The sequence below is a fragment of the Marinobacter xestospongiae genome (assembly GCF_023156385.1).
GTDB lineage: Bacteria > Pseudomonadota > Gammaproteobacteria > Pseudomonadales > Oleiphilaceae > Marinobacter > Marinobacter xestospongiae.
In genome coordinates, this window is record NZ_JAKZAK010000029.1 from 52859 (window position 1) to 77786 (window position 24928).

General features: G+C 54.8%; 21 protein-coding genes. 11 read left to right on the forward strand and 10 right to left on the reverse strand.

The features are described 5' to 3' along the window. Positions 1-44: 44 nt before the first annotated feature. The 5 genes from MLD24_RS18450 to MLD24_RS18470 are packed head-to-tail and all read left to right on the forward strand — an operon-like array spanning position 45 to position 5658. The gene (locus MLD24_RS18450) at positions 45-521 is read left to right on the forward strand and encodes a response regulator (protein ID WP_248168586.1); all 477 of its coding nucleotides are present in this window, start codon (positions 45-47) and stop codon (positions 519-521) included. Next, positions 514-2220, forward strand: a complete 1707-nt coding sequence (locus MLD24_RS18455) for a two-component system response regulator (protein ID WP_248168587.1) — start codon at positions 514-516, stop codon at positions 2218-2220. The genes MLD24_RS18450 and MLD24_RS18455 overlap by 8 nt, the downstream gene beginning before the upstream one ends. A gap of 38 nt (positions 2221-2258) precedes the next feature. Then, entirely contained in the window at positions 2259-3986 is a 1728-nt protein-coding gene (locus MLD24_RS18460) for a thiamine pyrophosphate-binding protein (RefSeq protein ID WP_248168588.1), read from the forward strand. A gap of 44 nt (positions 3987-4030) precedes the next feature. Then, complete coding sequence (locus MLD24_RS18465) at positions 4031-4861, forward strand: citrate synthase family protein (protein WP_248168589.1); 831 nt, start codon at positions 4031-4033, stop codon at positions 4859-4861. After that, positions 4858-5658 (forward strand): citrate synthase family protein, encoded by an 801-nt coding sequence (locus tag MLD24_RS18470; RefSeq protein WP_227175884.1) that lies wholly within the window; start codon positions 4858-4860, stop codon positions 5656-5658. The genes MLD24_RS18465 and MLD24_RS18470 overlap by 4 nt, the downstream gene beginning before the upstream one ends. 52 nt (positions 5659-5710) lie before the next feature. Here the strand turns inward: MLD24_RS18470 and MLD24_RS21615 are convergent, their stop codons facing one another. Beyond that, a complete protein-coding gene (locus MLD24_RS21615) occupies positions 5711-7726 on the reverse strand; it encodes a TonB-dependent receptor plug domain-containing protein (RefSeq protein ID WP_282450718.1) in 2016 nt (671 codons plus the stop codon). A gap of 333 nt (positions 7727-8059) precedes the next feature. On the opposite strand from MLD24_RS21615, the gene MLD24_RS18490 reads away from it, so the two are divergent. Next, a complete protein-coding gene (locus tag MLD24_RS18490; protein ID WP_227175882.1) occupies positions 8060-8653 on the forward strand; it encodes an NADPH-dependent FMN reductase in 594 nt (197 codons plus the stop codon). Positions 8654-8692: 39 nt separating this feature from the next. Here the strand turns inward: MLD24_RS18490 and MLD24_RS18495 are convergent, their stop codons facing one another. Continuing rightward, the gene (locus MLD24_RS18495) at positions 8693-9961 is read right to left on the reverse strand and encodes a tyrosine-type recombinase/integrase (RefSeq protein WP_248168590.1); all 1269 of its coding nucleotides are present in this window, start codon (positions 9959-9961) and stop codon (positions 8693-8695) included. Positions 9962-10902: 941 nt separating this feature from the next. Further along, positions 10903-11241, reverse strand: a complete 339-nt coding sequence (locus MLD24_RS18500) for a TauD/TfdA dioxygenase family protein (protein ID WP_248168591.1) — start codon at positions 11239-11241, stop codon at positions 10903-10905. Positions 11242-11549: 308 nt separating this feature from the next. Here MLD24_RS18500 and MLD24_RS18505 point away from each other — a divergent pair, with 308 nt between their 5' ends. Continuing rightward, entirely contained in the window at positions 11550-12611 is a 1062-nt protein-coding gene (locus MLD24_RS18505; protein ID WP_248168592.1) for an AraC family transcriptional regulator, read from the forward strand. A 46-nt stretch (positions 12612-12657) separates the two neighbouring features. On the opposite strand, the gene MLD24_RS18510 is transcribed toward MLD24_RS18505, so the two are convergent. The 6 genes from MLD24_RS18510 to MLD24_RS18535 form a co-directional block, all read right to left on the reverse strand. Next, a complete protein-coding gene (locus MLD24_RS18510) occupies positions 12658-13458 on the reverse strand; it encodes an SDR family NAD(P)-dependent oxidoreductase (protein ID WP_248168593.1) in 801 nt (266 codons plus the stop codon). A gap of 10 nt (positions 13459-13468) precedes the next feature. Continuing rightward, positions 13469-14230, reverse strand: a complete 762-nt coding sequence (locus MLD24_RS18515; protein WP_227175877.1) for an SDR family NAD(P)-dependent oxidoreductase — start codon at positions 14228-14230, stop codon at positions 13469-13471. 99 nt (positions 14231-14329) lie between these two features. Next, positions 14330-15604, reverse strand: a complete 1275-nt coding sequence (locus MLD24_RS18520) for an OmpP1/FadL family transporter (RefSeq protein WP_248168594.1) — start codon at positions 15602-15604, stop codon at positions 14330-14332. A 115-nt stretch (positions 15605-15719) separates the two neighbouring features. Continuing rightward, positions 15720-16355, reverse strand: a complete 636-nt coding sequence (locus tag MLD24_RS18525) for an SRPBCC family protein (RefSeq protein WP_248168595.1) — start codon at positions 16353-16355, stop codon at positions 15720-15722. A 219-nt stretch (positions 16356-16574) separates the two neighbouring features. Then, entirely contained in the window at positions 16575-16964 is a 390-nt protein-coding gene (locus tag MLD24_RS18530; protein ID WP_227175874.1) for a tautomerase family protein, read from the reverse strand. Positions 16965-16990: 26 nt separating this feature from the next. Beyond that, entirely contained in the window at positions 16991-17452 is a 462-nt protein-coding gene (locus MLD24_RS18535) for a hypothetical protein (RefSeq protein ID WP_227175873.1), read from the reverse strand. A gap of 230 nt (positions 17453-17682) precedes the next feature. On the opposite strand from MLD24_RS18535, the gene MLD24_RS18540 reads away from it, so the two are divergent. After that, entirely contained in the window at positions 17683-18912 is a 1230-nt protein-coding gene (locus tag MLD24_RS18540; RefSeq protein ID WP_227175872.1) for an NADH:flavin oxidoreductase/NADH oxidase family protein, read from the forward strand. A gap of 82 nt (positions 18913-18994) precedes the next feature. Here the strand turns inward: MLD24_RS18540 and MLD24_RS18545 are convergent, their stop codons facing one another. Next, positions 18995-19867: a LysR family transcriptional regulator gene (locus MLD24_RS18545; protein WP_248168596.1), complete on the reverse strand. Its 873-nt coding sequence runs from the start codon at positions 19865-19867 to the stop codon at positions 18995-18997. Between the two features lie 281 nt (positions 19868-20148). Here MLD24_RS18545 and MLD24_RS18550 point away from each other — a divergent pair, with 281 nt between their 5' ends. The 3 genes from MLD24_RS18550 to MLD24_RS18560 all read left to right on the forward strand — a co-directional run bounded on the left by MLD24_RS18550 (position 20149) and on the right by MLD24_RS18560 (position 24868). After that, a complete protein-coding gene (locus MLD24_RS18550) occupies positions 20149-22086 on the forward strand; it encodes an acyl-CoA synthetase (protein ID WP_248168597.1) in 1938 nt (645 codons plus the stop codon). Between the two features lie 331 nt (positions 22087-22417). Beyond that, a complete protein-coding gene (locus MLD24_RS18555; RefSeq protein WP_248168598.1) occupies positions 22418-23875 on the forward strand; it encodes a coniferyl aldehyde dehydrogenase in 1458 nt (485 codons plus the stop codon). A gap of 48 nt (positions 23876-23923) precedes the next feature. Then, the gene (locus MLD24_RS18560) at positions 23924-24868 is read left to right on the forward strand and encodes a GMC family oxidoreductase N-terminal domain-containing protein (RefSeq protein WP_248168599.1); all 945 of its coding nucleotides are present in this window, start codon (positions 23924-23926) and stop codon (positions 24866-24868) included. Positions 24869-24928 lie beyond the last annotated feature (60 nt).

The following is a 24928-nucleotide window of genomic DNA, read 5'->3' on the forward strand; positions in this document are numbered from 1 at the left end:
GGTGAGTACGTCGTCTCTCTAGCCAGATAAGGACACTCTCGGGCATGGATGAATACTCGATCCTGGTGGTAGAAGACAATCCCGATGATCAGGTTCTGACCGTACGGGCCCTGAAACAGGCCAGCAACGGCAGCGAGATCATCGTTCTTGAGGATGGCCAACAGGCCATCGACTTCCTTTTTGGTCCCAACAGCGACCCAGACGCTGTGCTCAGGCTTGGCGTGGTTTTAATGGACATCAAGCTGCCACGGGTCAACGGCCTTGAAGTCCTGCGCACCATCCGTGCCGAGCCCACAACCAACTGGCTGCCCGTGGTTATGGTGACGTCGTCGGACGAACCCGGGGAGCAGATTGAGGCCTACCGTCTCGGCGCCAACAGCTACGTCAGAAAACCCGTTGATTTTTCGGAGTTCACCAACCACATGCGGATTCTGGCCAGCTACTGGCTGCAGGTGAATCGCCTGCCACCACCGGAACTGGTGCCGAAAACGCCACAAACGAAAGGTATCTTCAGTGGCTGAGATTCAAGAACACCGGAATCAGGAATATCTGAAACTGTTGCTGGTCGATGATTCGGAAGACGATGCTCTGCTGTTGTTGCGGGAACTTCGTAAGGGAGGGCTGAAGCCAGACTACAAGCTGGTGGATAACGAACTCGATCTGGCCGACGCCCTCAAGGAGCAACCCTGGGACATCGTGATCACCGATCACAACATGCCCGGATTTTCATCCTTCCAGGCATTGGAAGTGACTCGCCGCTTTTCCGACGATCTGCCGGTGATCATCGTCTCCGGCACCATCGGCGAAGGGGTGGCGGTCAGCGCCATGAAAGCCGGGGCGCAGGACTACATCATGAAGGACAACCTGTCGCGGCTGATCCCGGCCATCGACCGGGAGGTCCGTGAGAGCTATGTCCGCAAAGCCAAGCGCAAGGCCGAATCCACCCTGGAGCACATGGCCTTCCATGACAGCCTGACCGACCTGGCCAACCGACGGGAGTTTGAGCGGCGGCTGGCCACGGCGCTGGAAGATGCCCGCGAGACCGGGCGCCAGCACGTGCTGCTCTATCTCGACCTGGACCAGTTCAAGATCATCAACGACACCTGCGGCCACATTGCCGGCGACGAACTGCTCAAACAGGTCTCAGGGCGACTGGCACAACACATCCGCTCTGACGATACCCTGGCGCGGTTGGGCGGCGATGAATTCGGTGTGCTGCTGCGGGGCTGCGATGCGGTGCATGCCGCCAAAGTGGCCGAGGCACTGTGTGAGGAGGTGCGCGAGTACCGCTTTGTGTGGCAGAACAAACCCTTCTCGGTTTCCCTCAGCGTCGGCATGGTGGTGATCAACCGGGATTACGACACCACCGCCGAACTGCTCAGCCACGCCGACCTGGCGTGCTATGCCGCCAAGGATCGTGGCCGCAACAACGTGCAGGTCTACAAGTCCAACGACAAGGACATGCAGCAACGCCAGACCGACATGCAGTGGACCAGTCGCATCCAGCAGGCGCTGCACAGCCGGAGTTTCTGCCTCTGCCACCAGGAAATGGTGGCACTGCAACCGGAGAACGCCGACGGTTTCCGTACCGAGTTCCTGGTTCGACTGAGGCAGGGCAATGACATCATCCCGCCCGGCGCCTTCATTCCGGCCGCCGAGCGCTTCAACCTGATGCCGAAGATTGACCGGCAAGTTATTGAAATGGCGTTCCGCTACCTGGACCAGACCGGCCTGGGTCGGGAACCGACCGGCACCTATTTCATCAATCTGTCCGGCAACTCCCTCGGCGAGGCGGACCTGTTCGATTACATTCGCGCCCTGGTACGCCAGTACAACATTCTGCCACCGAGGATCTGCTTCGAGATCACAGAAACCGCAGCCATTGCCCACCTGAACCTCACGTTGGGCTTCATCCAGCAGACCCGTCAGGACGGGTTCCAGTTCGCGCTGGACGATTTTGGTTGTGGCATGAGCTCATTTTCCTACCTCAAAACCCTGCCCGTGGACTATCTCAAGGTGGACGGCAGTTTCGTGCGCAACCTGCTGGAAGACCCCATCGACCTTGGCATCGTGGATGCCTGTAACCGGGTAGGGCATGCGGCGGGCCTGAAAACCATCGCCGAGTTCGTGGAGAACGACGACATAAAACAACGCCTCAAGGAGTTGGGGCTGGACTACGCCCAGGGATTCGGCATCGCCAAGCCTAAAATGCTGGAATAGCCCCAGGCGCAAGCCTGTCGGGGCACAAGGAGTGCGTCATGTTCGAGAACGGAGACCTCATCCTCCGCTACCTGGAACGTTTGGGAGTACGCTGCGTTTTCGGTGTCCCCGGCGGCAGTATTGAACCGTTCTACAACGCTCTGGCCAGGAGCCAGCGGCGCGGAGGCATCCACGCTGTCACCGCCCGCCACGAGACCGGAGCCGCCCTGATGGCCGAGGGCTATGCCCGCGAGACCGGAACCCTCGGGGTGTGCTGCGCCACCGCGGGTCCCGGTGCCACCAATCTGATTACCGGCGTGGCCTCCGCCTACGCTGACGGCATCCCCATGCTGGTCATTACCGCCCAGACATCGCTGGAAAAGTTCGGTCAGGGCTCGCTGCAGGAAACCTCCTGCACCGGCATCAACACCGTTGAAATGTTCGCCCGCTGTACCCGCTACAACACCCTGGTGTCCCATTCGGCACAGCTGGAGCCAAAACTGCTGCAGGCCATCAGCCAGAGCTTCAGCAATACTCCGGGGCCGGTCCACCTGAGCATTCCCATCGACGTGATGCGGCTGCCGGTCCCGGAAAGCCTCGATACCGGTAATCTTCGCGCGTTCACCAACCACAGCGTGGCGCCGAGTCAAACCTGCCTGCAGGCACTGCTCAAGGAAGTGGCGGAAACCGACCGGGTCACCGTGGTGATCGGTGAGGGAGCCGCCAGTGCTTTGTCAGAGTTGATGGCGCTGATAGAAGCGCGCCATTGGAAGTTCGTGGCCACACCTCGTGCCAAAGGCCTGGTGGACCATTTCCATCCGCTGTTTCGCGGCATCTTCGGCTTCGCTGGCCATGAAAGCGCCGCCGAGGCCCTCAAGGTCAATCAGGCTGAGCGGGTCATTGCCGTTGGCACCGGGCTGGACGAGGTCTCCACCGCCGGCTGGGACCCAACGGCCATCCTCTCCGACCGGTTGATTCATCTGTCTCCCAATCCCGAACACCTGACCCGATCCAACATGGCCCGGCTGGTCATCCTGGGATCACCGGAACTTATGCTCAAGCCGTTTGCCGAAATGCTGGCCAACGATCCCCAGCGTACGCCCTCAGTCGCCCATATAGAGGATGACGGCTTGCCAGCGGATGTCAGCTACGACGACCGCGGCAAATGCGACATGCAACCCGGCGCCATCAAACCCCAGGCCCTGGTGACACACCTTGCCCGCAGTTGCCCGGCTGGCACCCGGGTTGCGCTGGACAGCGGCACCAGTTTTCTCTGGGGCATCCACTACTGGAACGTCTCCCGCCCCCGCAACCTCCCGGCCTCCGCCTGCCTGGTCCACCTGGGGATCGGCTTTGCCACCATGGGCTGGGCCGTTGGCGCCTCCGTTGGTATTGCCGCGGCCAATCCGGAGCAACCTGTGGTGTGCGTCACCGGAGACGGTTCCTACCTGATGGCCGGGCAGGAGATCACAACCGCACTGCAGGAAAACCTGAACCTGCTGATGATCGTGTTGAACGACTCGTCACTCGGTATGGTGCGCCATGGCCAGTCCCTCAGCGGCGGGGAGTCCATTGCCCACGATCTGCCTGACATCAACTACGCCCGGATCGCCGAGGCGATGGGCATTGAGTCCTATCGGGTGGAATCGACAGAGCAACTGCTGGCCCTCGACCTGATGGCCATCTTCACTCGCCCTGGACCCTGTCTGCTGGATATCCGTATCGACCGGGATGAGTTGCCACCGATGGGCTCCCGCATGAAAGTGCTCACTGGAGCAACACCGTAAGCCATCCGCCCGGAAATCAAACGTTGCGAGAGGGAGGCCCACCGATGACCTCGGAGTTTGTCTACCATTCCCATTTCTGGCTGGAAGAACCCGAGCTGGACAACCCCTTTGCCGCCCGCCACTGCTACTGCCATGGCTACGATGTCTATGGCCAGGTGATCACCCGGGCGGGGTGGTTTGAATACTTGCTGCTGCTGTTTCAGGGCCAGCGACCGAGTCCTGAGCAGTGCCGGTTACTGGAAACCCTCGCCAAGGTGCTTGCCAACCCCGGTCCCCGGGACGCCAGCGTGCGGGCAGCGATGAACGCAGGCGTATCCGGCACTACGCCGAGTTCCGCCCTGATCGCAGCCCTGGCGGCGGGTTCCGGCCAGTATGGCGGGGGCCAGGAAGTGACCGTCTGGCTACAGTGGTGGCAGGCTCTGGGTGCAGATCTGCCGGCCTGGCAGGCGCGCATCGCCAACCCGGAGGTGGAGGAGATTCCTGATATCTGGTTGCCAATGGAGCACTGCCCGGGCTTTGACCCCAATGGCGACAGCACACCGACACCGGTCTGCCAGGCCCTGGACGCGCTTGCCACCCAGGCCCCCGCCCAGGGTGCCGTGACGTGGCTCTCTAATGAATACCAGGCCCTTGAACAGGCAACCGGTTACCCCCTGGCGATGGTCGGTGTAGCGTCTGCCGCCCTGGCGGATCTTGGGCTAGAGCCGGACCAGGCCACCATGCTGTACCTGATCCTGCGTCTGCCCGGGGCGGCGGTCCATGCCCTGGAGCAGAAGCGACTCGGCTGGAAGCTGTTTCCGTACTACGGCCCCGCCATCCAGCTACTGAACGATCCAAACACGCCAGACCCGGCCCGGGAAGGAGTTTCACCATGAGCCATCAACGCCTGCTGGCCACGGAATCCACCTGGCCAACCCACCGTGGCAAGGCTTACCTGTCTGAGCGGGTCATCATGCATGGCCGGGATCTGCATCACGAACTCGGGGACTGGCATTGGCATCGTCTCTGGCTGTACAGCATCCTCGGACGGGACCCGGGCGAGCAGGTTGCGGCCATGCTGAACTTTTTCTGGGTAGCCACCAGTTACCCGGACCCTTCGATCTGGCCCAACCATGTGACCGCACTGGCGGCAAGCGCAAGGGCCACGGCCTCCACCTCTCTGGTGGCCGGCATTGCGGTTTCCGAAGCCTCCATCTATGGCCGCCGGCCAGAAGTCAAAGCACTGGATTTCTTTTACCGTGCCGGGCGCTGGTGTGACGAGGGGAAAGAACTGGAAGCGTTTGTGGACGCTGAGAAGGCCTCCGGCCGCATTCTTTATGGCTACGGCCGGCCACTGGCTAAGACCGATGAGCGGATCGCCCACACCATGGACAAGGCCCAGGAACTGGGACTCGCCCATGGCCGATTTGTACGCATGGCGTTTGATGTCCATCGCCACCTGGAGAACCGCTTCGGCTACTCCATGAACGTTGCGGCCGTTAATGCGGCACTTTCTGCCGACATGGGCCTGAGCTGCCAGGAGTACCAGCTGTTCGCCTCACTGGCGTTTACCGCCGGCATGGTGCCCTGTTACCTGGACGCCCGGGACCAGGCCGAGGGCTGTTTTCTGCCTGTACGCTGCGACAGCGTGGTCTACCATGGTCCTGACAAGCGGGAGTGGGGCGCAGAGTAGGCGAACGGCCTAGTGCCCCGTCTGGAAGTCAACGAATTAACCAGACGGGACACTAAAACCGATACTGCAACTCGCCAACCACACTGCGGCCGGCCATCGGGAAGTCGTTGGGAATCGAGGGCACCGGACTGGCGAACGGGCTGGGGTCACGCACGTCTTCATCCAGCAGATTGCGTACGGTCAGCGAGGCGTCCAACCCTACCCAGCCAAGATCCGATCCTCTCAGGGACAGGTCCCAGGTGGCGGCGTCGTCCACTGGTTTGCGGCTGTCACCGGCTACCCGCTTTTGTTCCCCCACCCAGTTGACCTGGCTGGACAGCTGCCAATCCGGCACAAAACGCCATTGAATCCGACCGTAAAGCTGATGGTTGGGCGCTTCGCCCACCGGTTCATCGGTATCCTGATCGGTGGCCCGTTGATAGGCGTAGTTGGCAGCCAGAGTCAGATCGGTCCGTGGTTCGTAAAGTGTCTCCATTTCGACACCATAACCCTCACGTTCGCCGACATTGGCATACTTTGCCGCAACCTGGCCAACCTGAGCCATGGATGTGATCAGATCATCAATCCGGTAGTAGAACAGATTGGCTCCGTACGACACCGACGAGGTGAGTTGGTGAGAGAAGGCTAGCTCCAGGGTATCGATGGTTTCCGGGTCCAGATCCGGATTGCCAACGGTAACCGGGTTGTTGGCCACATACAGCTCATTGAGTGAGGGGGCCCGGAAGGCTCGTCCGTACAGCAGCTTGGTGGTCAGCGAATCGGTGGTGGCCCAGATCAGCGCGATCCTCGGATTCACCGTGCTGCCGATATCGGTGTAATAGTCATAGCGAACGCCACTGACCAACTGCCAGTTCTGTTCGAACTGCCATTCGTCCTGCAGGAACAGGTAGTAGTTGACCCGGTCTTCCTCCGGCATCCAGACCTGGCTCGGGTCATCCGAGACATCTTCCACATGCCCCTTGGGACTCAGGTCGGGGTTGAAGTTCTTGCGTTCAGACACGTCGTACAGATCGGCCCAGAAGGCGCCGATGCCGGCCTGAACACGGTGGTGATCAAAGCCGTTGTAAATGGAGCTCAGGTCAAACCGGGCCTGGTTCTCCTCGTACCCGGGGCTGCCAATCAGACCGTCGGGAAAAGCGCCGCCAAAGGCACCGGCGGGGTAGAGCACTATGTCTGTCTCCGGGTCCTGGCTGATATGGAACACGCTGAGCCGTGCTTCCAGGTCCAGGCCATCCATCACATCAATCCAGGAATAGCTGTAATCGGCGTTGACCCGGGTCGAACCATACTTCCCTTCCGGGTCCAGGGCCTGGGCAATACCCGGACCGGTACCGACATCGCTGCGGTCCTGCAGCCCCATGTGAAAGGTCCAGCGCTCGTTACCCGCTTCGAACCGCAGATCGATCTGGTCGACGCCCGTATTCACAGGTCCCGGCGCCAGGGAGGCGGTGGTGCCGAAGACGGAATCAAAATTGGTCTGGGCATCGTGATCGATGGTCTCATCCCAGCCGTCGGTGGTCTGATACTCCAGCACCAGGCTCAGGCCGATGTCGCCAACCTCCGTGGCCGATTCCAGCCAGCCACCCTGGGTGTCAAAGCTGGCAACCCGGCCACCAATCACCGTTTGCGGAATATCCTGAACATGCTTGGTGATGATGTTGATCACACCGGCGTAGGCATCGGCACCGTACAATGCCGATCCTGGCCCGCGAATGACCTCTATACGCTCTATAGCCTTGACCGGCATGCCCCCCCAGGCGTTACCCCGATTGCCAAACATCATCGTGGTGGCGGGAATGCCATTGATCAGCATCAGCGCCTGGGGATTGAAGCTGGAGGTGATGCCTCGGAATACGTACTTCGGCGAGAACGCCTGGTCGGAGTGATTGACGTGGAGCCCCGGTACCGTTTCCAGCACCTGATCGAGATCGGTTGCTCCCATTGCCGCGATATCGTCGGCCTGGATCACCGAGGTAACGGCGGCGGCTTTATCCAGTGGCGTGCTGGTGCCCGACGCGATCGATACCACCCGAATCTGCCCCAACTCCTCCAGTGATATGTCCCACAAACTGTCTCCCATATCCGAAGACAACGCAGTAGCAGGCATCAGTGACAACGATGCAGCGACGACCAGGGGCAGGGAAGCAGGTGCTCGCAGCGGCAGGGGAGTAAAGTAACTTGGCATGAGGCGAATCAGCTCCTTGATGACCGATTCCTGGTCTCGGGTCCTGGTAGCACAGGTTCCATTCCAGTTACTCGCAGTCTAGTACCATCTGAAATTTAAGCAAAAACGACCACCTGACAGATTCCTGGAACCGCCGCTGTCGCCTCCGAGCCCACAGCTCCACCAGATACGCTACCTTCTCTATACAGCCCACGGCCAATTGAGGAGGCTCCGATCATGACTGTGAACATCGTAACCCTGTGTGGCAGCGTTCGCCCCGGTAACTATACCGCCATGGCCCTGGCCCTGGCCGAAGACGAGCTGCGCCGTCACAACCAGGTCACCGTCAACCACATTGACCTGACCAGCCTGGATTTGCCGCTACCCGGCCTGGAAGCCAGAAACCCTGAGGCTATCAAGCAGTTCCATCAGACCGTGGAACAGGCGACGGGGGTTCTTATCGCCTCACCGGAGTACCACGGTGGCATCAGCAGCCCGATGAAACTGGCCATCGACAACCTGGGGTTCCCCAGCATGCTCGCGGGCAAGCCAGTCGGCATCCTTGGTGTTGCCGCCGGCATGATTGGTGCTATCAAGTCCACGGAACAGATACGCGCCATCTGCGCCCATGTTGGCGCGGTACCGCTGCCACTGGCGGTATCCATTGCCCATGTTCAGCAGGCGTTTGACGATACTGGCCGCTGCACCGACGCCAACGCCGAAAAAAACATCCGCCGCGCGGCTACCAATCTGTTGGATTACATCAATGACGCGATCTGTCCCAAGGTGAGCCTGGAGGCCATCCTGCGGGAACAGGAACAGAGCGATTGAGGCGCCACAGTGATCTGGAGCTCACAGGTTCCCCGGGGTTCAGACCCGGCGCTTACGCCCGGCATTGCGGCGACGGGACTGCTCGGCATTGACGTACACCGACTCCGTAAAGGTGGCATTGGCGTGCCCCAGCTCCTCACTGATATGGCGGATATCCCCACCGGCTTCAATCGCCTGACTCGCGCCGGTGTGACGCAGGTAGTGGGTTTCAGACTTGATCGCCAACAGTTGTTTGGCCTCATCGTAAAAACCCTCGGCCTCCATACGGTCCGCTGTGCGCACCATCGCCTGTTCGTACAGCCGCTGCACCTGACGCTTGCCAATCGCATCACCCTTGCGGGATGGCAGAATCGGCATCGAATCGCCCGGTACGGGCAGAGGTGAGGGGAGATCCAACACACTTCGCCAGCGCTTCAGGTAGGGCAGATAGGCATCCGGCAGGGTTACCTGGCGGGCCTTGTCGCCTTTGCCGAAGACCGTATACACCCAGTACGGCTCGCCATCCACAATGGTGCGCCGGAAATCACCGAATGTCGGCGTCCGCCACTGCCCCTGATCCGCCTGTCGGGGAGCCAGCTCGCTGACACGGAGGAACAGGCTTTTCATCGTCACAATCACAAACAAATGGCGCTCGTAACGTTCATCCCGGTCCGCCAGATCGGTCAGTGTTTCCAGCAGAAACGACCACTGCCAATCCGTCAGCCGCCGGACATCCGTACTTTCGTTTCCCTCAAGTCGGGGCTTGGCACTGCGATCCCGACGACGCACATCAAGCAACGGATTGCGATCCAGATAACCACGAATCATCAGATGCTTGAAGAACGTCTGCAACGCGGTACGGCTGGCGTTCAGACTGGCCTGGCTGATGGAGTAGGGGCCGTCGTCATCGCGTGAACGAAGCGCCAACGGCCGCCAGTCGGGATTGGAAATACGCAAGTCATCCTGGTCCAGGAAGGCCGGATAAATACCACGGGAAATCCAATGGTTCGGCGGATTCTTGAGGAAGGTGAAATAACTGGTGACCAGATCCGAATCGGCCTGATGAAGATGACGACGGGCAATGACCCAGGTGTAATTGAGGAAGCGCTGGACCTCGCTACGAAAACGGCCATAGGTTCCTGAAACGTCAGAGTATTTCACCAGAAAGCTGCGACAGATATCAAAATCCTTACGCACCGATTCCAACTCAAGAGGCAGGGCACTGAGCCCGGAACTCAGCCCGGGGTAACGGTCAAGCGTGGCCTGATCGTGGATCAGCTCAGCCGTATCGAATAGTGGAAAGCCCGGGAAACCAGTGGAGTGACTCATCAAGAACAACCTGAAACTAGATTCAGATCTAACTTTAAAGATTAAAGCACGGAATATAAAGGACTTATGAAGGTGACACGCAATGCCCAATACTCCTAAATATTGGACATTGGAGAAATGCGCGAATACAGCCCCGTACCCGCCCAGATCCCTGACAGCCCTGACAGCCCTGACAGCAACAACAAGCTCCGCCGTCCGCGCCCATGTCCCATGTCTCGTATCCCGTGAATACTGCCGACACTTCCGCCATCGTGCTCGGGATCTACCTGCAACATCAACACTGCTTCGATTCTCTGGGCAGCAGAACCAGCGCTGAAGTTAGCCGAATCAACCAGGAGAAACACTCTGAGCGCATGTCGTTTGAACTGCGGGGAGAACTTCAGAGAACCAAAGGCCCTTGAAGAGCAGGTGCGGTGCACGTTGCCGGTTTTATAGAACGCAGGCCAGCTTTACCGAATACAGGGAGTTTCTTGACCGAACACAAGGAACATGCCGTGCCTGCTGGTGAGGCTAGACAGGCTCGAGCCACCATTCAAAAACAGACCAACGACCCAGGAGGGCTTTCGAGCCAGATACTCCGTTGTCCAAAACTCATAGAACCCAGGCAGGCCTTGGCTCAGAAGCCTGCGTTGACGCTGAAGATTCCTTCTACACCGATTGCGCACCTGAGTAGGTGGATTACACCCTGAATAGATTGGCCAGCCATCTGCCAAGTTTATAGCTTGGGCTTACATCACATAACTGCGCATAATGTATATTATGTTAAATGGTGTCTTTGAGAACACACCAATCCTTGCCAGAGCGGTGCTATTCCCCGTCTCGTGTGATGCTCTCTGTTCCCGAGTCTGTGATTTTTTACCATCGGGCTCAGGAGTTAATCAGAGGCTCCCTCGTCACCCGGGGGAGTCTTGGAGCCTCACCCGGGTGATCAATGCGTACTTCTAAACACCAACAGGGGGTTCGCCAGCAATAATCGTGCGCTGCATTTCCCGTCTCATCCCTTTGTAATCAGCCATGGGGTAATGCTGAGTACAGCGGTTGTCCCACATGGCCACGGAGCCCTTCTCCCAGCGGAAACGGCACAGGTTGAGCGGATCCTGGACCACTTTTTCCTGCAGGTAGTTCAACAGCGTTTCGGATTCGTCGAAGTGCATGCCCTGAATCGTGATCGAATAGACGCCGCCAAGGAAAAGTACTTTTTTCCCGCTTTCCGGATGCACGGTCACCAGCGGGTGAAGCTTCGACGACTTGGCGTCCTCGGTGCCGGTTTTCACCTTCATGTTTTCCAGCGTTGAACATGTTTGACCTCTATGCGTCTCAAAGAATGTTGTTATTAGCAATCTGATGCCCGAAGATTTCCGCTGAACGAGTCAGGAAACCTTGTACATCCATACTATTAACGGTGCTGAAAAGAGAGAATGTGGCCAGGCGTCGTAATTCAGTGAATTGAGGTCAGCGTGGGGTGCCCTGGTGGTCGGCAAGCCCGTCATCCGCCTCACTGCCAACCGGAATTCAGCAAACCGGGGCGCATTGGGTTCTGCTATAATCGGCGGAAAAGTTGTCCGAAAATTATAAAAGAGAAAGTTGAATGCTCCCGGCTTCCGAACGATCCAAGTATTACTATGCAGCAGATTATTTGCTCACCTTGAGAGACTTTTGTTTCGACAACAATCTTGATTTCATGACTGCGTTGACTCACGCCGGGAAGTCCACTGACCTGGTACTCAACCCACCTTTATATATTCCGCTTGAACTGTTCAGCAGCATTTGTGCAAACATTGCGGAAATATCCAGCCACCCGTTCGCCATGGGGCAGGCATTTGGGCGGCAGCTGGCGTCTAAAAATGCCCATGGGCGACTGGGGTTGGCCATGCGAAATGCGCCCGACGTCTATCACGCGATCACACTTCTCGAACAGTTCAGCGAGACCAGAACCAACACCCTGCTCTATTCCGTTCACAAAGATGCTGATTTCATCTACTGTTTTGTGAAGCCAAATGAAGGCTTGGGAGAGTTTACCGAACCGGCGATAGAGCACTTTCTGGTTTTAACGAGCCTTTTTAATATCATCTATTTTATAAAGAAATCAGTGGAATCAGGCAGCAAAAGCTTCGATTCTCAGTTATTCATTGAAGGTCAACTGGATGACTTCGATACCTTGGACTGCGGCCAGGGCATCTACGTTCGACAGAACGTATCGGTTAACGCCATCCGCATACCACGATACATCGGCGACTCAAGAATACAGTTTTCCAACCACACGCAACTTCAGGAGCTCACACTCCTCCTTAAGAAAGAACTCGCTACCGGTCCAAATGAAAGCCTGACGGAACACGCGAAATACATTGTTCGCCACGTTGGCTGGGATCATACGTCCATTGAGCGTATTGCATCCGAACTTAATATCTCTGTTAGCACTCTACAAAGACGGCTGCGAGAAGAAGGGACAAATTTCAAGGAGATCAAAAATGAGGAGCGAATCGAATGCGCCAAACACCACTTGCTGTTCAGCAAAAACACTCTTGAGTTTATTGCCGAAAAGTTGGGGTATAGCAATTCGTCCAACTTCTCCAAATCCTTTAAATCGGCTGTTGGAATGCCTCCGGCCGACTTCCGGAAACTGTATCAATCAGCCAAGTTTCTGCCTTAGTTGATGTATCTGTTTCGATGAGGCTTTTGCGCACTTTCCATCTGACCTACCAGACTTCCTTGCACGGCCGAAGATCGATTTCGTGTGTCCAGGCAGTTCGGTGCTGTTGATAGAGCTGCCAGTAGGTTTCGGCAATGTCGTCAGGGTTGAGGCTCCCGCTTTCCCCCTTGCTGTCAAGCATACCCGGCAGCACACTCCGCAAACGATCGCCATTCACCATGCCATCAATAACTACGTGAACCACATGAATGCCATGGGGACCAAATTCCCTGGCCATGGATTGGGCCAGGCTTCTCAACCCAGCTTTGGCGGCTGAAAAACTGGCAAAGCCGGCCTTTCCTCTCATTGAGGCGGAAGCGCCCGTAAACATGAGCGTTCCCCTGCCATTGGGCTGCATGTACTTGATGGTCTGCTGACCAATAAGGAAGCCGGACAAACAATCCGCACGCCAACTTTTTTCGAGGTGCTCCGCCGTTACATCCAAAAATTTACCCGGGCGATTTGTACCAACGTTATGCACCACCAAATCCAGGGCAAAACCGTCTTGTTTAACTTGCTCGAATGCCCCTTCAATCTGTTCCTTGCTTGTCGCGTTGGCAACGACCGCCGTCGCGTCCCCACCTTGCGCACGTATGGCTTCAGCGGTTGCCTGGATCTTTTCTTTATTTCGCCCCGCGACATACACCTTGATGCCTTCTCTTGCAACGCGCTGCGCAACTGCGCCCCCAATGCCCGAGGGAGAGCCGCCACCAAAAATCAATGCCGCTCGGGGCGAATTTCTTGCGGCCGGCGTGAATTCGCGAACCTTGTTTTTCAGCGCGTTTTTCAGGATCTTTTCAATAATCACTGCCGTGTCCTTAAAATGCTTCTTTGAAGGGACGTAGGTCTATTTCATGGGTCCAAGAGTTCGGCTGCTGCCGATGAAGCATCCAGAACGCCTGGGCGATTTCATCCGGGCGCAACGCGCCATCCTCGCCTTTGAGCTTCAACGCCAGCTTCCCAAGTCCCTTTACGCTTCTAATAACGTCGCCATCGATGACGCCATCAATCACGATGTGGCCAATGTGGATGCCCTGAGGGCCAAATTCCCTCGCCATCGACTGAACCATGGCGCGCAGCGCTGCTTTCGCTGACGCGAATCCAGAGAACAACGGTTTTCCTCGCATGGAGGCACTGGCGCCGGTGTACAGGATCGTGCCGAGTTGATCGCCGTGGTTTTCATCGATGTGTTGCTGCATCAGGCGAATCGCAGCCTGGCCCACCAACATGCCGCCCAAAACGCAACGGCGCCAATGGCCTTCAATCAACCGCACATCGTGTTCCATAAACGGCGCGGGCAGGTTCCTTCCGGTGTTATAAACCACCAGCCGGAGCACGGTGCCGGAATTGCTGACCTGCTCAAAGAGCGCGGTGATATCCTCATCTATGGTGCAATCCATGATCACCGCCGTGGCCTGCCCTCCGGCAGCAACGATCTCATCAACAATCAAATCCAGCTTTGCGGGTGTTCGCCCTGCGATAAATACATGCAACCCTTCGCGCGCGGCTTTGACCGCAATGGCTGCGCCAACGCCAAGGCGTGCACCAACTCCAATAATCACGGCAGATTCTGATACCATATGATTTTCACTCCTCATGCACGCATGGGTGTTTCCTGTTGGTCCAGCCGATCCCGCCCAAAGAATACTCATCTGCGACTAAAACGTCGGAGCGTTCCCTTAAAACCGGGTGTTGTACTGGACACTGAAAATGTTGGCTTTTGAGGACTGAGAAGCCTCAACTCTCGATGTTTCGGGCCCCAAGGCCGCATGCTCATTGACCACCGTGCCCTTCCCTTTAATGTAGGCTACGCCAACGTCAATGCTGGATGCCGAATCCAGGTCAAACGTCGCACCGGCTGTAAGCCACTGGCGGTCCGTGTCCGGTATGCTCAATGAACGATGGTCTTCCGGTGCCGCCCCTTCGTCGAACGCGTACCCTCCCCGGAGCGTAATCAGGTCGTTCAGCCTGTACGTCACGCTGGCACTGTAACGGAAGCTGTCGTCGAAGTTTTCTTCCCGCAATGGCAGCAGGTTTCCGTCCGACAGATCGATATCCAGGTGGTCAAAGCTGCTCCATTCTGTCCAGCCCACACTCGACTGGACAGACAGGGATGGCGACAGATGATGGTTAATCGCCAGCTCGGCCATCGCGGGCAGTTCCAGGTCCAGTGACGCCGACTGGTTATAATCGCTGACAATGTCCGATTCGATCTCGCCGCTAAGCTTGAGCTTTGTTTTCGAACGATAGCTCAGTCCCAGGGATGTAGACTCGAGGGCTTGCCAAAAGACGCCAACGTTCCAGCCGACGCCCCAATCGTCGCCTTCCATATCAACGATTTTCCCGCCCGATGGCACCAATCCCCCAGTCGCGGCAGCCAGGGAAGCAGGAACCGACGTGGACAAACTGGCCTCCGCATACGTAGCGCTCACCCCCAGACCGACGCTCAGATCATCAGAAACCTTGTAAGCCACCGTCGGGTTAATGACGGTGCTGGTAATCTCTGACCGGTCTGCAAAATGCAGGGCGTTGTAATCCTCACTGTATTCGGTCGACAGCCCAAAGTTGGCAAAGATGCCGAGTCCCAGGCTCCATTTGTCGTTCAGCGGTGTGGTGTAAAAAACAGCCGGCACAATGGCACCGTCAGACACTTCACTGTCCGACGCATCCGTAGTGACTTCGTTCGGACCAACAGTGTTTGTAACCTCGCCCTCGGAGTCGATATTTGGGTCGATGTAGCTGCCAAACAGACTTAGCTCACTGGCATCGAACATAGCGATTGCCGCAGCATTGGATGGCAGAATACTGCTGTTTTCCAGTATTACAGCCTGGCCTGCGAAGGCTCTTCCAAGCCCATTGGAACTATGTTCTTTCAACTCAAAACCAGCTGCAGTTACTTCTGTATTTGCTGTCAAAAATGCTGTGGCTGCATAGGCCAAATTACGACGATTCATTGATTGTCCTAAAAACTGAGAATTATGCATAGAGTTGCTGGATAGACAACAGAGATTACCTGTATGATTACAATCAAAAAAGTACTTTTAAAAGGTCATATTATTATTTTCAGTGCTATTTAAATTCCAGCTCTGACATCTGATTTATAGTGTCAAGACAAACTGACTTTATATGATTGACAACAGCAAATTCAGGCAAGCCTGCTGTTTTTCCATTCCAAACATCGCTTAGTTCAACTTTAACATCATTACCATGTTGCGTAATCGTCCACTGCCCGTTATATGGGTCTACCCTCACCAATTCCATGGGATCTTCTAAAAAAGAATAATCTGAAGTTAGGCGAATCCGTACTTCATCAGGTGACTCATGAACAAGTTCTTGAATCATCACTATATATCGATCATTAAGCGGGAAAGGCATTTCATTGACTAGAGTGGCCACCTGACTACTTTCATTTATCTTCACGATAAGCTCAGCATTTATTACACCACCCAACCAGTTAGGCATACCATCCAGATTAAAAATCAAGTCTTTAATTTGGCTAACTTTTGAGTTCGGCACTACCGTCTCAAGATAAGTTCTAACAAATTGTTCATCGCCCGAGTGAGCAAGATCTATTGAAAGCTGATCAGATCTATAGACATTCTCGTAGTTCAGGCTATCTACGTTCAGACTTTGAGCAAGCCCAATTACTGGAAAAGAAAACAAGATCAATAAAGCAAATCTTATTTTATGAATTAGATTTACCATCATTACTCCGGATAGCCATTAACGGCTTTTTAAAGATTGCAATCAAATAAATGGAAAGGTCAAAAAAACATCTACCCGACATCTGACACCCTGATTAAGATGCTCGTTTTTCCATCCCGGCGACTTTTACAAGAAATCCTGAAAATAGTGTCGGGGAGCCTTCATCACCATTTAATATCATATGATATTAAAAAGTTATGAAAGCCATAGCGCCTACTACTAGGCGTTATGGCCTGCCTGCAACCATTGGCATTGGTCCTCCTCACCCGGTTCGGGAAGCACCTCTCCGCCCTCCATAATCCAACTGGCCGGCACCTCGAACAGCGATAGTTCCATTTGATGCTCGGGAACTCTCATCAACTCAGATATCTGACTTATCTGTTCCTGACGTAGAGTGTTATTCATCTCCCCTGTTCGCCCTTTCCTTACATTTCCAATGATATTTAATGTGATTCCGCCTGCCAGCGGTACATTTTCCATAAACAATACATTTACAAACGTTTCCGGTGCGCCGGTAATTCCACAGTGCACATTCATGATCAGGCTTGCCAACTCCTGTCGCTTTGGTACAGGAATTGAGGCTTGCGTTGAAACCATATATAGGGGCATGATGGCCTCCTTATAAATATTTCAAATTAGAGATTTACACTAGAGTTCAAATACCCTTTCTTGATTTTTCCGGCGATCAACCCCGTAAGGATCTTTATTTGGGTTTTGGTTCTTGCTGATTTTTCAAATCGGGTAGCCATCGATTTCGTGAAGGCCTTTGACTGAGACATATCGGAAACAGCCAGAATGATTTCATTCTTGCTACACCCGGTGACGTGCTGCCATTTTGCACACACTTCCGCCATGAATGGATGTCGCATTTCATTCGGCATGCCATTCTTGACGGGAATCTGAACAGTGGATGCGGTTGACAACTTCCCTGCCAGATAAGACTGCTCATAGGGGATTTTCAGCCAGAAAAAGACCAGTTTATTTCCCGAACCAAAATGTGTCTGATAGGTGCTCGTAATCACCGATTCCAATTGCTTTATCTTGTTGTGCCCAATAGAGCCATCCTGAATTGAGCAAGTGACCGGAATAATGTTCATCTTTGCCGACCTTGAGTCCGATTTGGTAAGAGCATGGATTCATCATAAATCCCATGAGAGCAAAAAAAACAATGAAATAAGTTTACTCCCCCTCAAAAATTCGAGAATAGGCATCCACAGACCGAGAGATTCCGTTTTTTTGTCACACAACCAAAACAAGTTCATTACCCAGGTGTCAGCGTTAATCGGTATTTTTATCAGGACGGCAATTACCTGGAGACACAACGAAAATGTCGAACCACAGTCCACTCTCTAAACACCTGAAGCTACGTTCAGGCGCAGTACTGAAAAACAGGATCTGCAAATCGGCCATGAATGAGGCCATCGCCACTGGCGAAGGCCGAGTGGTTCGTCAGTTCGAAGTGCTTTATCGCACCTGGGCTGAAGGCGGCGCCGGATTGTTAGTGACTGGTAACGTCATGGTGGATCAGCGCCATGCCAACGAGCCGCTTGCGGTGGCTGTTGAGGATCGGCGTGACTCCTTGCTGCTGGAACTCTGGGCGAAAGCAGCAAAATCACATGGGGGGCAAATCTGGGCTCAGCTGAATCATCCGGGAAAGCAATCTCCGAGTTTTCTAAACAGCGAGCCCGTTGCCCCTTCCGCGATCCCGTTGGCCAGTGAGATGTTTGTTCCTCCGAGGGAGCTGAAAGAAGCCGAAATTCACGACATCATTCATCGGTTCGCCAAGACAGCGAGTATTCTAAAAGAGGCTGGTTTCGATGGTGTCCAACTCCACGGCGCTCACGGCTATCTGATCAGCCAGTTTCTGTCACCAAACCACAACAAGCGCAAAGATGACTGGGGTGGTTCTCTGGAAAACCGAATGAGGTTTGTTACCGAGATCTATAAAGCCATTCGCACCAAAGTGGGCAAGAAGTTCTCCGTTGGCATCAAACTGAATTCGTCGGACTTCCAGAAAGGCGGATTCACCAATGATGAGTCCATTGAGGTGTGCAAGAGTCTGGACAAGCTTGGCATCGATATGATTGAGATCTCCGGCGGAAGCTGGGAGAACCCGGTTAATCGGAAAGGCAACCTGAAGGAAAGCACCAAGAAGCGTGAAGCATACTTCCTCGAGTTTGCGGAACAACTCAAGCTAGCAGTCAAAGCACCCATCATGGTTACCGGTGGCTTCCGAAGCCAGCGAGCAATGAATGACGCGATTGAATCAGGGGCTATTGACGTTGTCGGTCTCGCACGACCGCTCGCGGTCGACCCAAACATGCCCAACAGACTGTTGAAGGGCCGCAATTATGTGTCCTCCGTTCAACCCATTTCGACTGGAATCAAGAAAATTGATGACATGGCGATTATGGAGATTAGTTGGTACACCGATCAGATTCGCCGGATGAGCGAAGGCCTCAAACCCAAGACCAAAGTCTACGGTGCATTTTCTGCCGTCGCGACGATTTACCAGTTCTGGAGGCGTGGCCAGGCGGTTAAGCGTGTCCGAGCGTAGCGAAAGGCGTGTCGCCTGTCGCTGGCCCCGGGCGCAAGAGTCCGGGGCTTCAGAGCATATGACCTGGCCAGGCGTCACTCTCCTACCTGTCGTGTGGCAGCATGTATTGCGAGAAGATGGCGACAATCTCTTTGACAATGGGCGAAAGCAAAATCTCCGGTTTGACCAGGCACTTGCATTGCCAGAGCACTTCAGTCTGAAACTCCAGTTGTGCCAGTTCTCCACTGGCGAATTCCTGCCTAAACAGTGTCTCGGGGCCCGCTGTTATGTAATCGGAGTTTGCCACTATGGATTTAGCTGTGCTGTAGTTTTCACAGAGGATATCTGGCTCGAGACTGGTCCTCTGAACCCGAGCCGAGATCTGTTGGCCGAGGCTTTTAGGGATATTTGGCAGCACAGACTTGAAGCGTACAACATCCTGAAGACTGATCACTTTTTGTGAGGCCAATTCGTGCCCCTCACGGACGGCGGCCACAATTTTATCCGAAGTGCATAATGGAACTGAAAACTCATCAGGAATCTCGTCATCGGAGAAAGGACCTATCGCTATATCAATCTCGCTCTGCCTGAGTTGGTTTAGGAGTGCCTGTTGTGACAGGGTGACCACTGACACTCGGAACTGATAGTTCTGTTCCGAAAAATCCAGCAATACCTTGGGCAACATGATCTGGGAGATGATCGGGCCCACCCCTATCCTGACAACGCCTCCAACCTTGTTCGCCATCAATTCCAGTCTTCTTTCAATGATGCTGAGCTGCGTTCTCAACTCATCCCCTTCACGAAGCAGGAACCTGGCCGCCTCGGTAGGCGCCATACCGGCACTGTCCCTGCTGAAAAGCTCCATGTTGATCTTGTGCTCCAGGCGGCTGACTTTCTTGCTGAGCGTTGGTTGGGAGACGTTGAGGAGCTCCGCAGCCTTGTTGATGCTACCGACTTCGCTGATCACGCGAATCATTGTTATGTCTGATATATCAATCACCTAAAAATACCCTGATCAAATTGTTGTTCTGCATATCCGGATACCAAATGCCAATGCTCTCGAAGGACCTACCCAGCGAGGAATAGTGCGCCCTATGCTGGGCTAAATCATACACCCGCACCTATTCGATTCCTTGCCCCCTGCAGGAAAAACTTTTCATTTAATTTTAAACCAAGCCTCAATTACTGTTTGCTTAACGAACAATTAAGCCAGGCCATGCACTGCTTCGCCTGGCAAGGCCAAGGAACACAACAGAGATGAACCGCAACGGGATGAAGTCAGCCAGCGATCAAGAGCGTCTCGTACGCACCTATCCAAAAGATGAGGTACCGGTGCACGAGAGTACCTATTCTGCCATCAGAGGCAGCGCGGAACAGTATCCAGGCAAAACGGCTATCTCATTTTTCCTAAGCGGCGATTCGTATCAGGAAGCTCACCATATAACCTATCAAACGTTAATAGAGAAGGTTACCCAGACAGCAAACTTCTTTCATTCCCTGAACCTCGGAAGTGGCGATGTTGTGGCCCTGATTCTACCCAATGTGCCCGAGGCTCACTACGTGATCTGGGGAGGCGAAGCAGCGTGTCAAATTCTGGCAATCAATCCTTTGTTGGAACCGGGCCAGATCAAAGAACTGGTCAGCTCAGTCGGTGCCAAAGCCGTAGTCACCATGAACCCCATAACCAATATTGATCTGTGGGACAAGTTGCAGGAGATCCTGCCGGCGCTTAGTTCGATCGAACATGTCGTAGGGGTAGATATCGCCCATTATGTGAGGGGCGTGAAAGGTCTTGCTGCAAAAGCGATTCAGTGGCAGAAGCGCTCTGGAATCAAAATGTCTGCCGGGAAATGCTACCACAACTTTACCGGAGCGATTCGGTACCAAAACAAGCAAGGCCTCGATTTCAAGAGGGCCTACACGCCCGAAACCATCTCCTCGCTTTTCTGCACCGGCGGCACAACGGGGTTGCCGAAAATCGCCCGGAGAACCCACCAGAATGAGTTGTCGAATGTCCTTTCTGTCGTCACTGCGAACCGTTCGCTGTTGACCAAAGATAAAGTGATCCTCGGGGGTCTGCCGCTATTTCACGTCAACGGTGCTCTGGTAACGGGCTTACTGCCCTTCTCTCTTGGCGCGACCGTCGTCATGGCGACGCCCCAGGGCTATCGGGGGGCAAAGGTTCTGGAAAAATTCTGGGATATTGTCGAGCACTTCAGAGTAAACGCGTTCAGTGCCGTGCCAACGGTCTATTCGGCCTTGATGAACTACCCGACCGAGGGCAAGGACCTCAGCTCTCTGGAGGCGGGAATCTGTGGCGCCGCTCCAATGCCGGTTGAAACCTTCAAGTCTTTTCAGGAGAAAACGGGTATTAAAATTCTCGAAGGCTATGGACTGACGGAGGGCACCTGCGTCAGCAGCCTGAGCCCCTTCCATGGCGAGCAAAAAGTAGGCTCAATCGGCGTGCGTGTTCCGTTTCAGGACATGGAGTGCGTCCAAGTCGATGGCGAAAAAATCGTTCGACGGTGCGAAGTAGATGAAATCGGCGTGCTGGCCATCCGCGGAGCCAACGTGTTCCAGGGGTATCATCTGGATCACCAGAATGCCGGCCTATGGCTTTATGATGACTTGGGTAATCGATGGCTTAACACTGGAGATCTGGCCAGGCAGGACGCCGACGGCTATTTCTGGCTGACGGGACGAAAAAAAGAGCTGATTGTTCGCGGCGGCCACAACATTGAGCCTAAGCTGATCGAAGAGATCCTTTGCCGGCATCCCGCGGTTACCTTGGCCGCGGCAGTGGGCAAACCCGATGCCCATGCCGGTGAGGTTCCGGTGTGTTACGTACAGACGAGCCCAGGGCACCCGGCAACGTCGGCCGAGCTGTTGGCGTTTGCCGGTGAGCACATCGCAGAAAGAGCGGCGATTCCCAAGGAGGTCCATATTGTTCCTGAACTGCCTGTTACGGCCATTGGCAAGGTGTACAAACCTCAACTTGAAATGCAAGAAATTGAAAAGTGCATTGCCGCGCTGGCGCAACAGGAGATTCCTGGACAAGCCGTTGAGATCAAAGTGAAGCAGGATCCGAAACACGGGGTTCTGGCCTCAGTTGCTCTGCCCAACGCCGATGAGGAGATCAAAACTAACTTCGCGAAGCGTCTCGGCGAGTACACCTTCAAATCATCCTGCAACTAAATCGTAACCATCTCTTCCCGCCCAACGCAGTGTCCGGTTGTACGGGGAGCTTTGCGCCTGCCAGTGATCTCGGCGGGCGCCTTTTTCGAGCCAGCCTGATAATTCATCCCCCGCCCCAACCTTTACCCCCGAATTCGGCGTACCCTGCGCCCGATATGCAATTTCTTCGTACCCCTTCGGCAAACTAATAATTATCGCCAGATAATTCTTTTACTTACCCTAGACAAGCACGAACGATAGACGCCAGACCAGACCAGACCAGACCAGACCAGACCAGACCAGACCAGACCGGGCCCATAGGTCAAGCCACTAAAATACGTCAGGTAACATTATGAGCACCATTGAGAAACTCCCTATTGAGCAAGACTACTCCTACCTCAATGACCGGTTGATCGCGCAGCAGGCCGCATTTCTCGCCAACCCCATGCCGAGCGCTCAGCAACGTATTGAAAGCCTAGATAAGCTCAAGCGCATTATCATAAACAACTCGGATGCCATTATTTATTCCATAAGCATGGATTTTAGCAATCGCTCCGAGTCAGAGACGCTGCTGGCCGAAATCTTCCCCTTGCTTGATGCGATTGAATACAGCAAGGCCCGAATTAAAAAATGGATGAAGGCGCAAAAGCGCAAGGTGCCTATGACGGTGATGCCGGCCAGCGTGTCGGTAATGTATCAACCGCTGGGTGTCATTGGAATTGTCGTTCCCTGGAACTTTCCGTTGTTCCTTGGGCTTTCGCCCCTGGTCTCGGCGCTGGCCGCTGGTAATCGGGCGATGATTAAGATGTCCGAGTTCGCGCCCCGTACAGCCGACCTGGTCAAGGACATTATTGACAGGGAATTCAACACCGATGAGGTTGCTGTATTCACTGGCGAAGTGGACGTGAGCAGCGAATTCACTAAGCTGCCCTTCGACCACCTTGTGTTCACCGGAGCAACCCCTGTCGGCAAGATTGTCATGCGGGCGGCAGCGGAGCACCTGACACCGGTCACCCTCGAACTGGGCGGAAAATCACCAACCATCATTCACGAATCATTTCCGATCGAAGAAGCTGCAGAGCGGATCGCCTTTGGCAAAGGCATGAACGCTGGGCAAATCTGCGTGTCGCCCGATTACATTCTGTGTCCACGCCATAAAGTGAATGCGTTCGCTCAAGCCTTTGTTAAAGCCATGAGCCGCAACTATCCAAATTTGAGATCCAACGAAGACTACACCGCCATTATCAATGACCGACAACTGACGAGACTGCAATCCTACTTGCAGGACGCGAAAGAAAAAGGTGCTCAGATCATCACCATCAACCCGGCGGATGAAACCTTCGAGAGCACCCGAAAGTTCCCGATGACCCTTGTGCTCGACACCACGGCGGACATGCTCGTCGAGCGAGAAGAAATATTTGGGCCGATCTTGCCGATCAAGGCCTATGACAGCTTGGATGAGGCCATTCAGTACGTAAACCATGGCCTCAGGCCTCTGGCGCTCTACTACTTCGATTGGGATAAGCAGCGGTCGGACGAAGTCCTGGCCAGGACCCATTCAGGCGGTGCCTGTATCAATGACACCTTGAGTCATGTCACCGTAGACGACGCCCCATTTGGCGGCATTGGGCCTTCTGGCATGGGCCATTACCATGGCAAAGAAGGCTTCATTAATTTCAGCAAAGCCAAAACCGTGGTGCGCAAAGGACGCATCAATACTACCAAGTTTGTGGCGCCGCCATGGAATAAACCTGCCTACAACCTGCTGGTCAAGCTTCTCTGGTTCAAATTCAAAACGCTGCGCCGATGAGTTGGCTCTGGAGTGACGATTACTGACGACCAATTTAAGAGAACTGATATGGTTGATAACAAAAACAATCATCCAACCTATGACTTTGTCATTGTTGGAAGCGGCTTTGGCGGATCGGTCAGCGCCTTGCGTCTGAGTCAAAAAGGCTATCGGGTGCTGGTTATTGAAAAAGGCGCCTGGTTCAAGGACAACACCTACGCCAAGAATGCCTGGAACCTGAGAAAGTGGTTGTGGATGCCCCGTCTCGGCCTCCGGGGAATCATGAAGATGACCGTGCTGCGCCACGTCACTGTCTACTCGGGAGTGGGCGTTGGTGGAGGCTCGTTGACCTATGGTGCGACATTGCCAACACCCAAATCCAGTTTCTTCAAGTCAGGCTCCTGGTCAGAGCTGCAGGATTGGGAACAGGTACTGAAGCCGTTCTACGCCGAGGCCATGAGGATGCTGGGCGCCACCACCAATCCGACGCTTACCGATGCCGATCGCGTGATTGAAGACCTGGCTATCCAGCTTGGAAAGGAAAAAAATTTTCAGCCCAGCCGTGTCGGCGTATTCTTTTCGGACAAGGGTCAACAGGGCAGCTTCGTGGCCGACCCCTACTTTGGCGGCGAGGGGCCCGAACGCAAGGGATGTGTAGAGTGCGGCGGCTGCATGACCGGCTGCCGGCACAATGCAAAAAACACCCTCGACAAAAACTACTTGTATCTGGCTCAAAAGCTGGGTGCCAAGATTGCCGCTGAACGCGAGGTGACCGACGTCATGCCTGCCGGCAGCTCCGACGGCCGCGATGGTTATTTCGTGTCCTTAAAAAGCTCAAAACCGTATGGAAAACTGAACTCTGATGTCATCCTCACGAAAGGCGTTGTATTCGCGGGTGGCGTGCTTGGCACCGTCCCTCTACTGCTTAACTTGAAAGCCTCCCATTCCCTTCGCCATTTATCTCCTCAGCTGGGCGCCGACATACGGACCAATAACGCTGAAGTCAAACAATAAGTGCAGCACCACTCGTTGGTAGTGCCCCGGAATATTCTCCCCAGAACACCTCCGCCGGTG

Coding starts and splice junctions, on each gene's coding strand:
- MLD24_RS18450 (WP_248168586.1), top strand. CDS start 45: ATGGATGAATACTCGATCCTGGTGGTAGAAGACAATCCCGATGATCAG.
- MLD24_RS18460 (WP_248168588.1), top strand. CDS start 2,259: ATGTTCGAGAACGGAGACCTCATCCTCCGCTACCTGGAACGTTTGGGA.
- MLD24_RS18465 (WP_248168589.1), top strand. CDS start 4,031: ATGACCTCGGAGTTTGTCTACCATTCCCATTTCTGGCTGGAAGAACCC.
- MLD24_RS18470 (WP_227175884.1), top strand. CDS start 4,858: ATGAGCCATCAACGCCTGCTGGCCACGGAATCCACCTGGCCAACCCAC.
- MLD24_RS18490 (WP_227175882.1), top strand. CDS start 8,060: ATGACTGTGAACATCGTAACCCTGTGTGGCAGCGTTCGCCCCGGTAAC.
- MLD24_RS18495 (WP_248168590.1), bottom strand. CDS start 9,961: ATGAGTCACTCCACTGGTTTCCCGGGCTTTCCACTATTCGATACGGCT.
- MLD24_RS18500 (WP_248168591.1), bottom strand. CDS start 11,241: ATGAAGGTGAAAACCGGCACCGAGGACGCCAAGTCGTCGAAGCTTCAC.
- MLD24_RS18505 (WP_248168592.1), top strand. CDS start 11,550: ATGCTCCCGGCTTCCGAACGATCCAAGTATTACTATGCAGCAGATTAT.
- MLD24_RS18515 (WP_227175877.1), bottom strand. CDS start 14,230: ATGGTATCAGAATCTGCCGTGATTATTGGAGTTGGTGCACGCCTTGGC.
- MLD24_RS18520 (WP_248168594.1), bottom strand. CDS start 15,604: ATGAATCGTCGTAATTTGGCCTATGCAGCCACAGCATTTTTGACAGCA.
- MLD24_RS18525 (WP_248168595.1), bottom strand. CDS start 16,355: ATGGTAAATCTAATTCATAAAATAAGATTTGCTTTATTGATCTTGTTT.
- MLD24_RS18530 (WP_227175874.1), bottom strand. CDS start 16,964: ATGCCCCTATATATGGTTTCAACGCAAGCCTCAATTCCTGTACCAAAG.
- MLD24_RS18535 (WP_227175873.1), bottom strand. CDS start 17,452: ATGAACATTATTCCGGTCACTTGCTCAATTCAGGATGGCTCTATTGGG.
- MLD24_RS18540 (WP_227175872.1), top strand. CDS start 17,683: ATGTCGAACCACAGTCCACTCTCTAAACACCTGAAGCTACGTTCAGGC.
- MLD24_RS18545 (WP_248168596.1), bottom strand. CDS start 19,867: ATGATTCGCGTGATCAGCGAAGTCGGTAGCATCAACAAGGCTGCGGAG.
- MLD24_RS18550 (WP_248168597.1), top strand. CDS start 20,149: ATGAACCGCAACGGGATGAAGTCAGCCAGCGATCAAGAGCGTCTCGTA.
- MLD24_RS18555 (WP_248168598.1), top strand. CDS start 22,418: ATGAGCACCATTGAGAAACTCCCTATTGAGCAAGACTACTCCTACCTC.
- MLD24_RS18560 (WP_248168599.1), top strand. CDS start 23,924: ATGGTTGATAACAAAAACAATCATCCAACCTATGACTTTGTCATTGTT.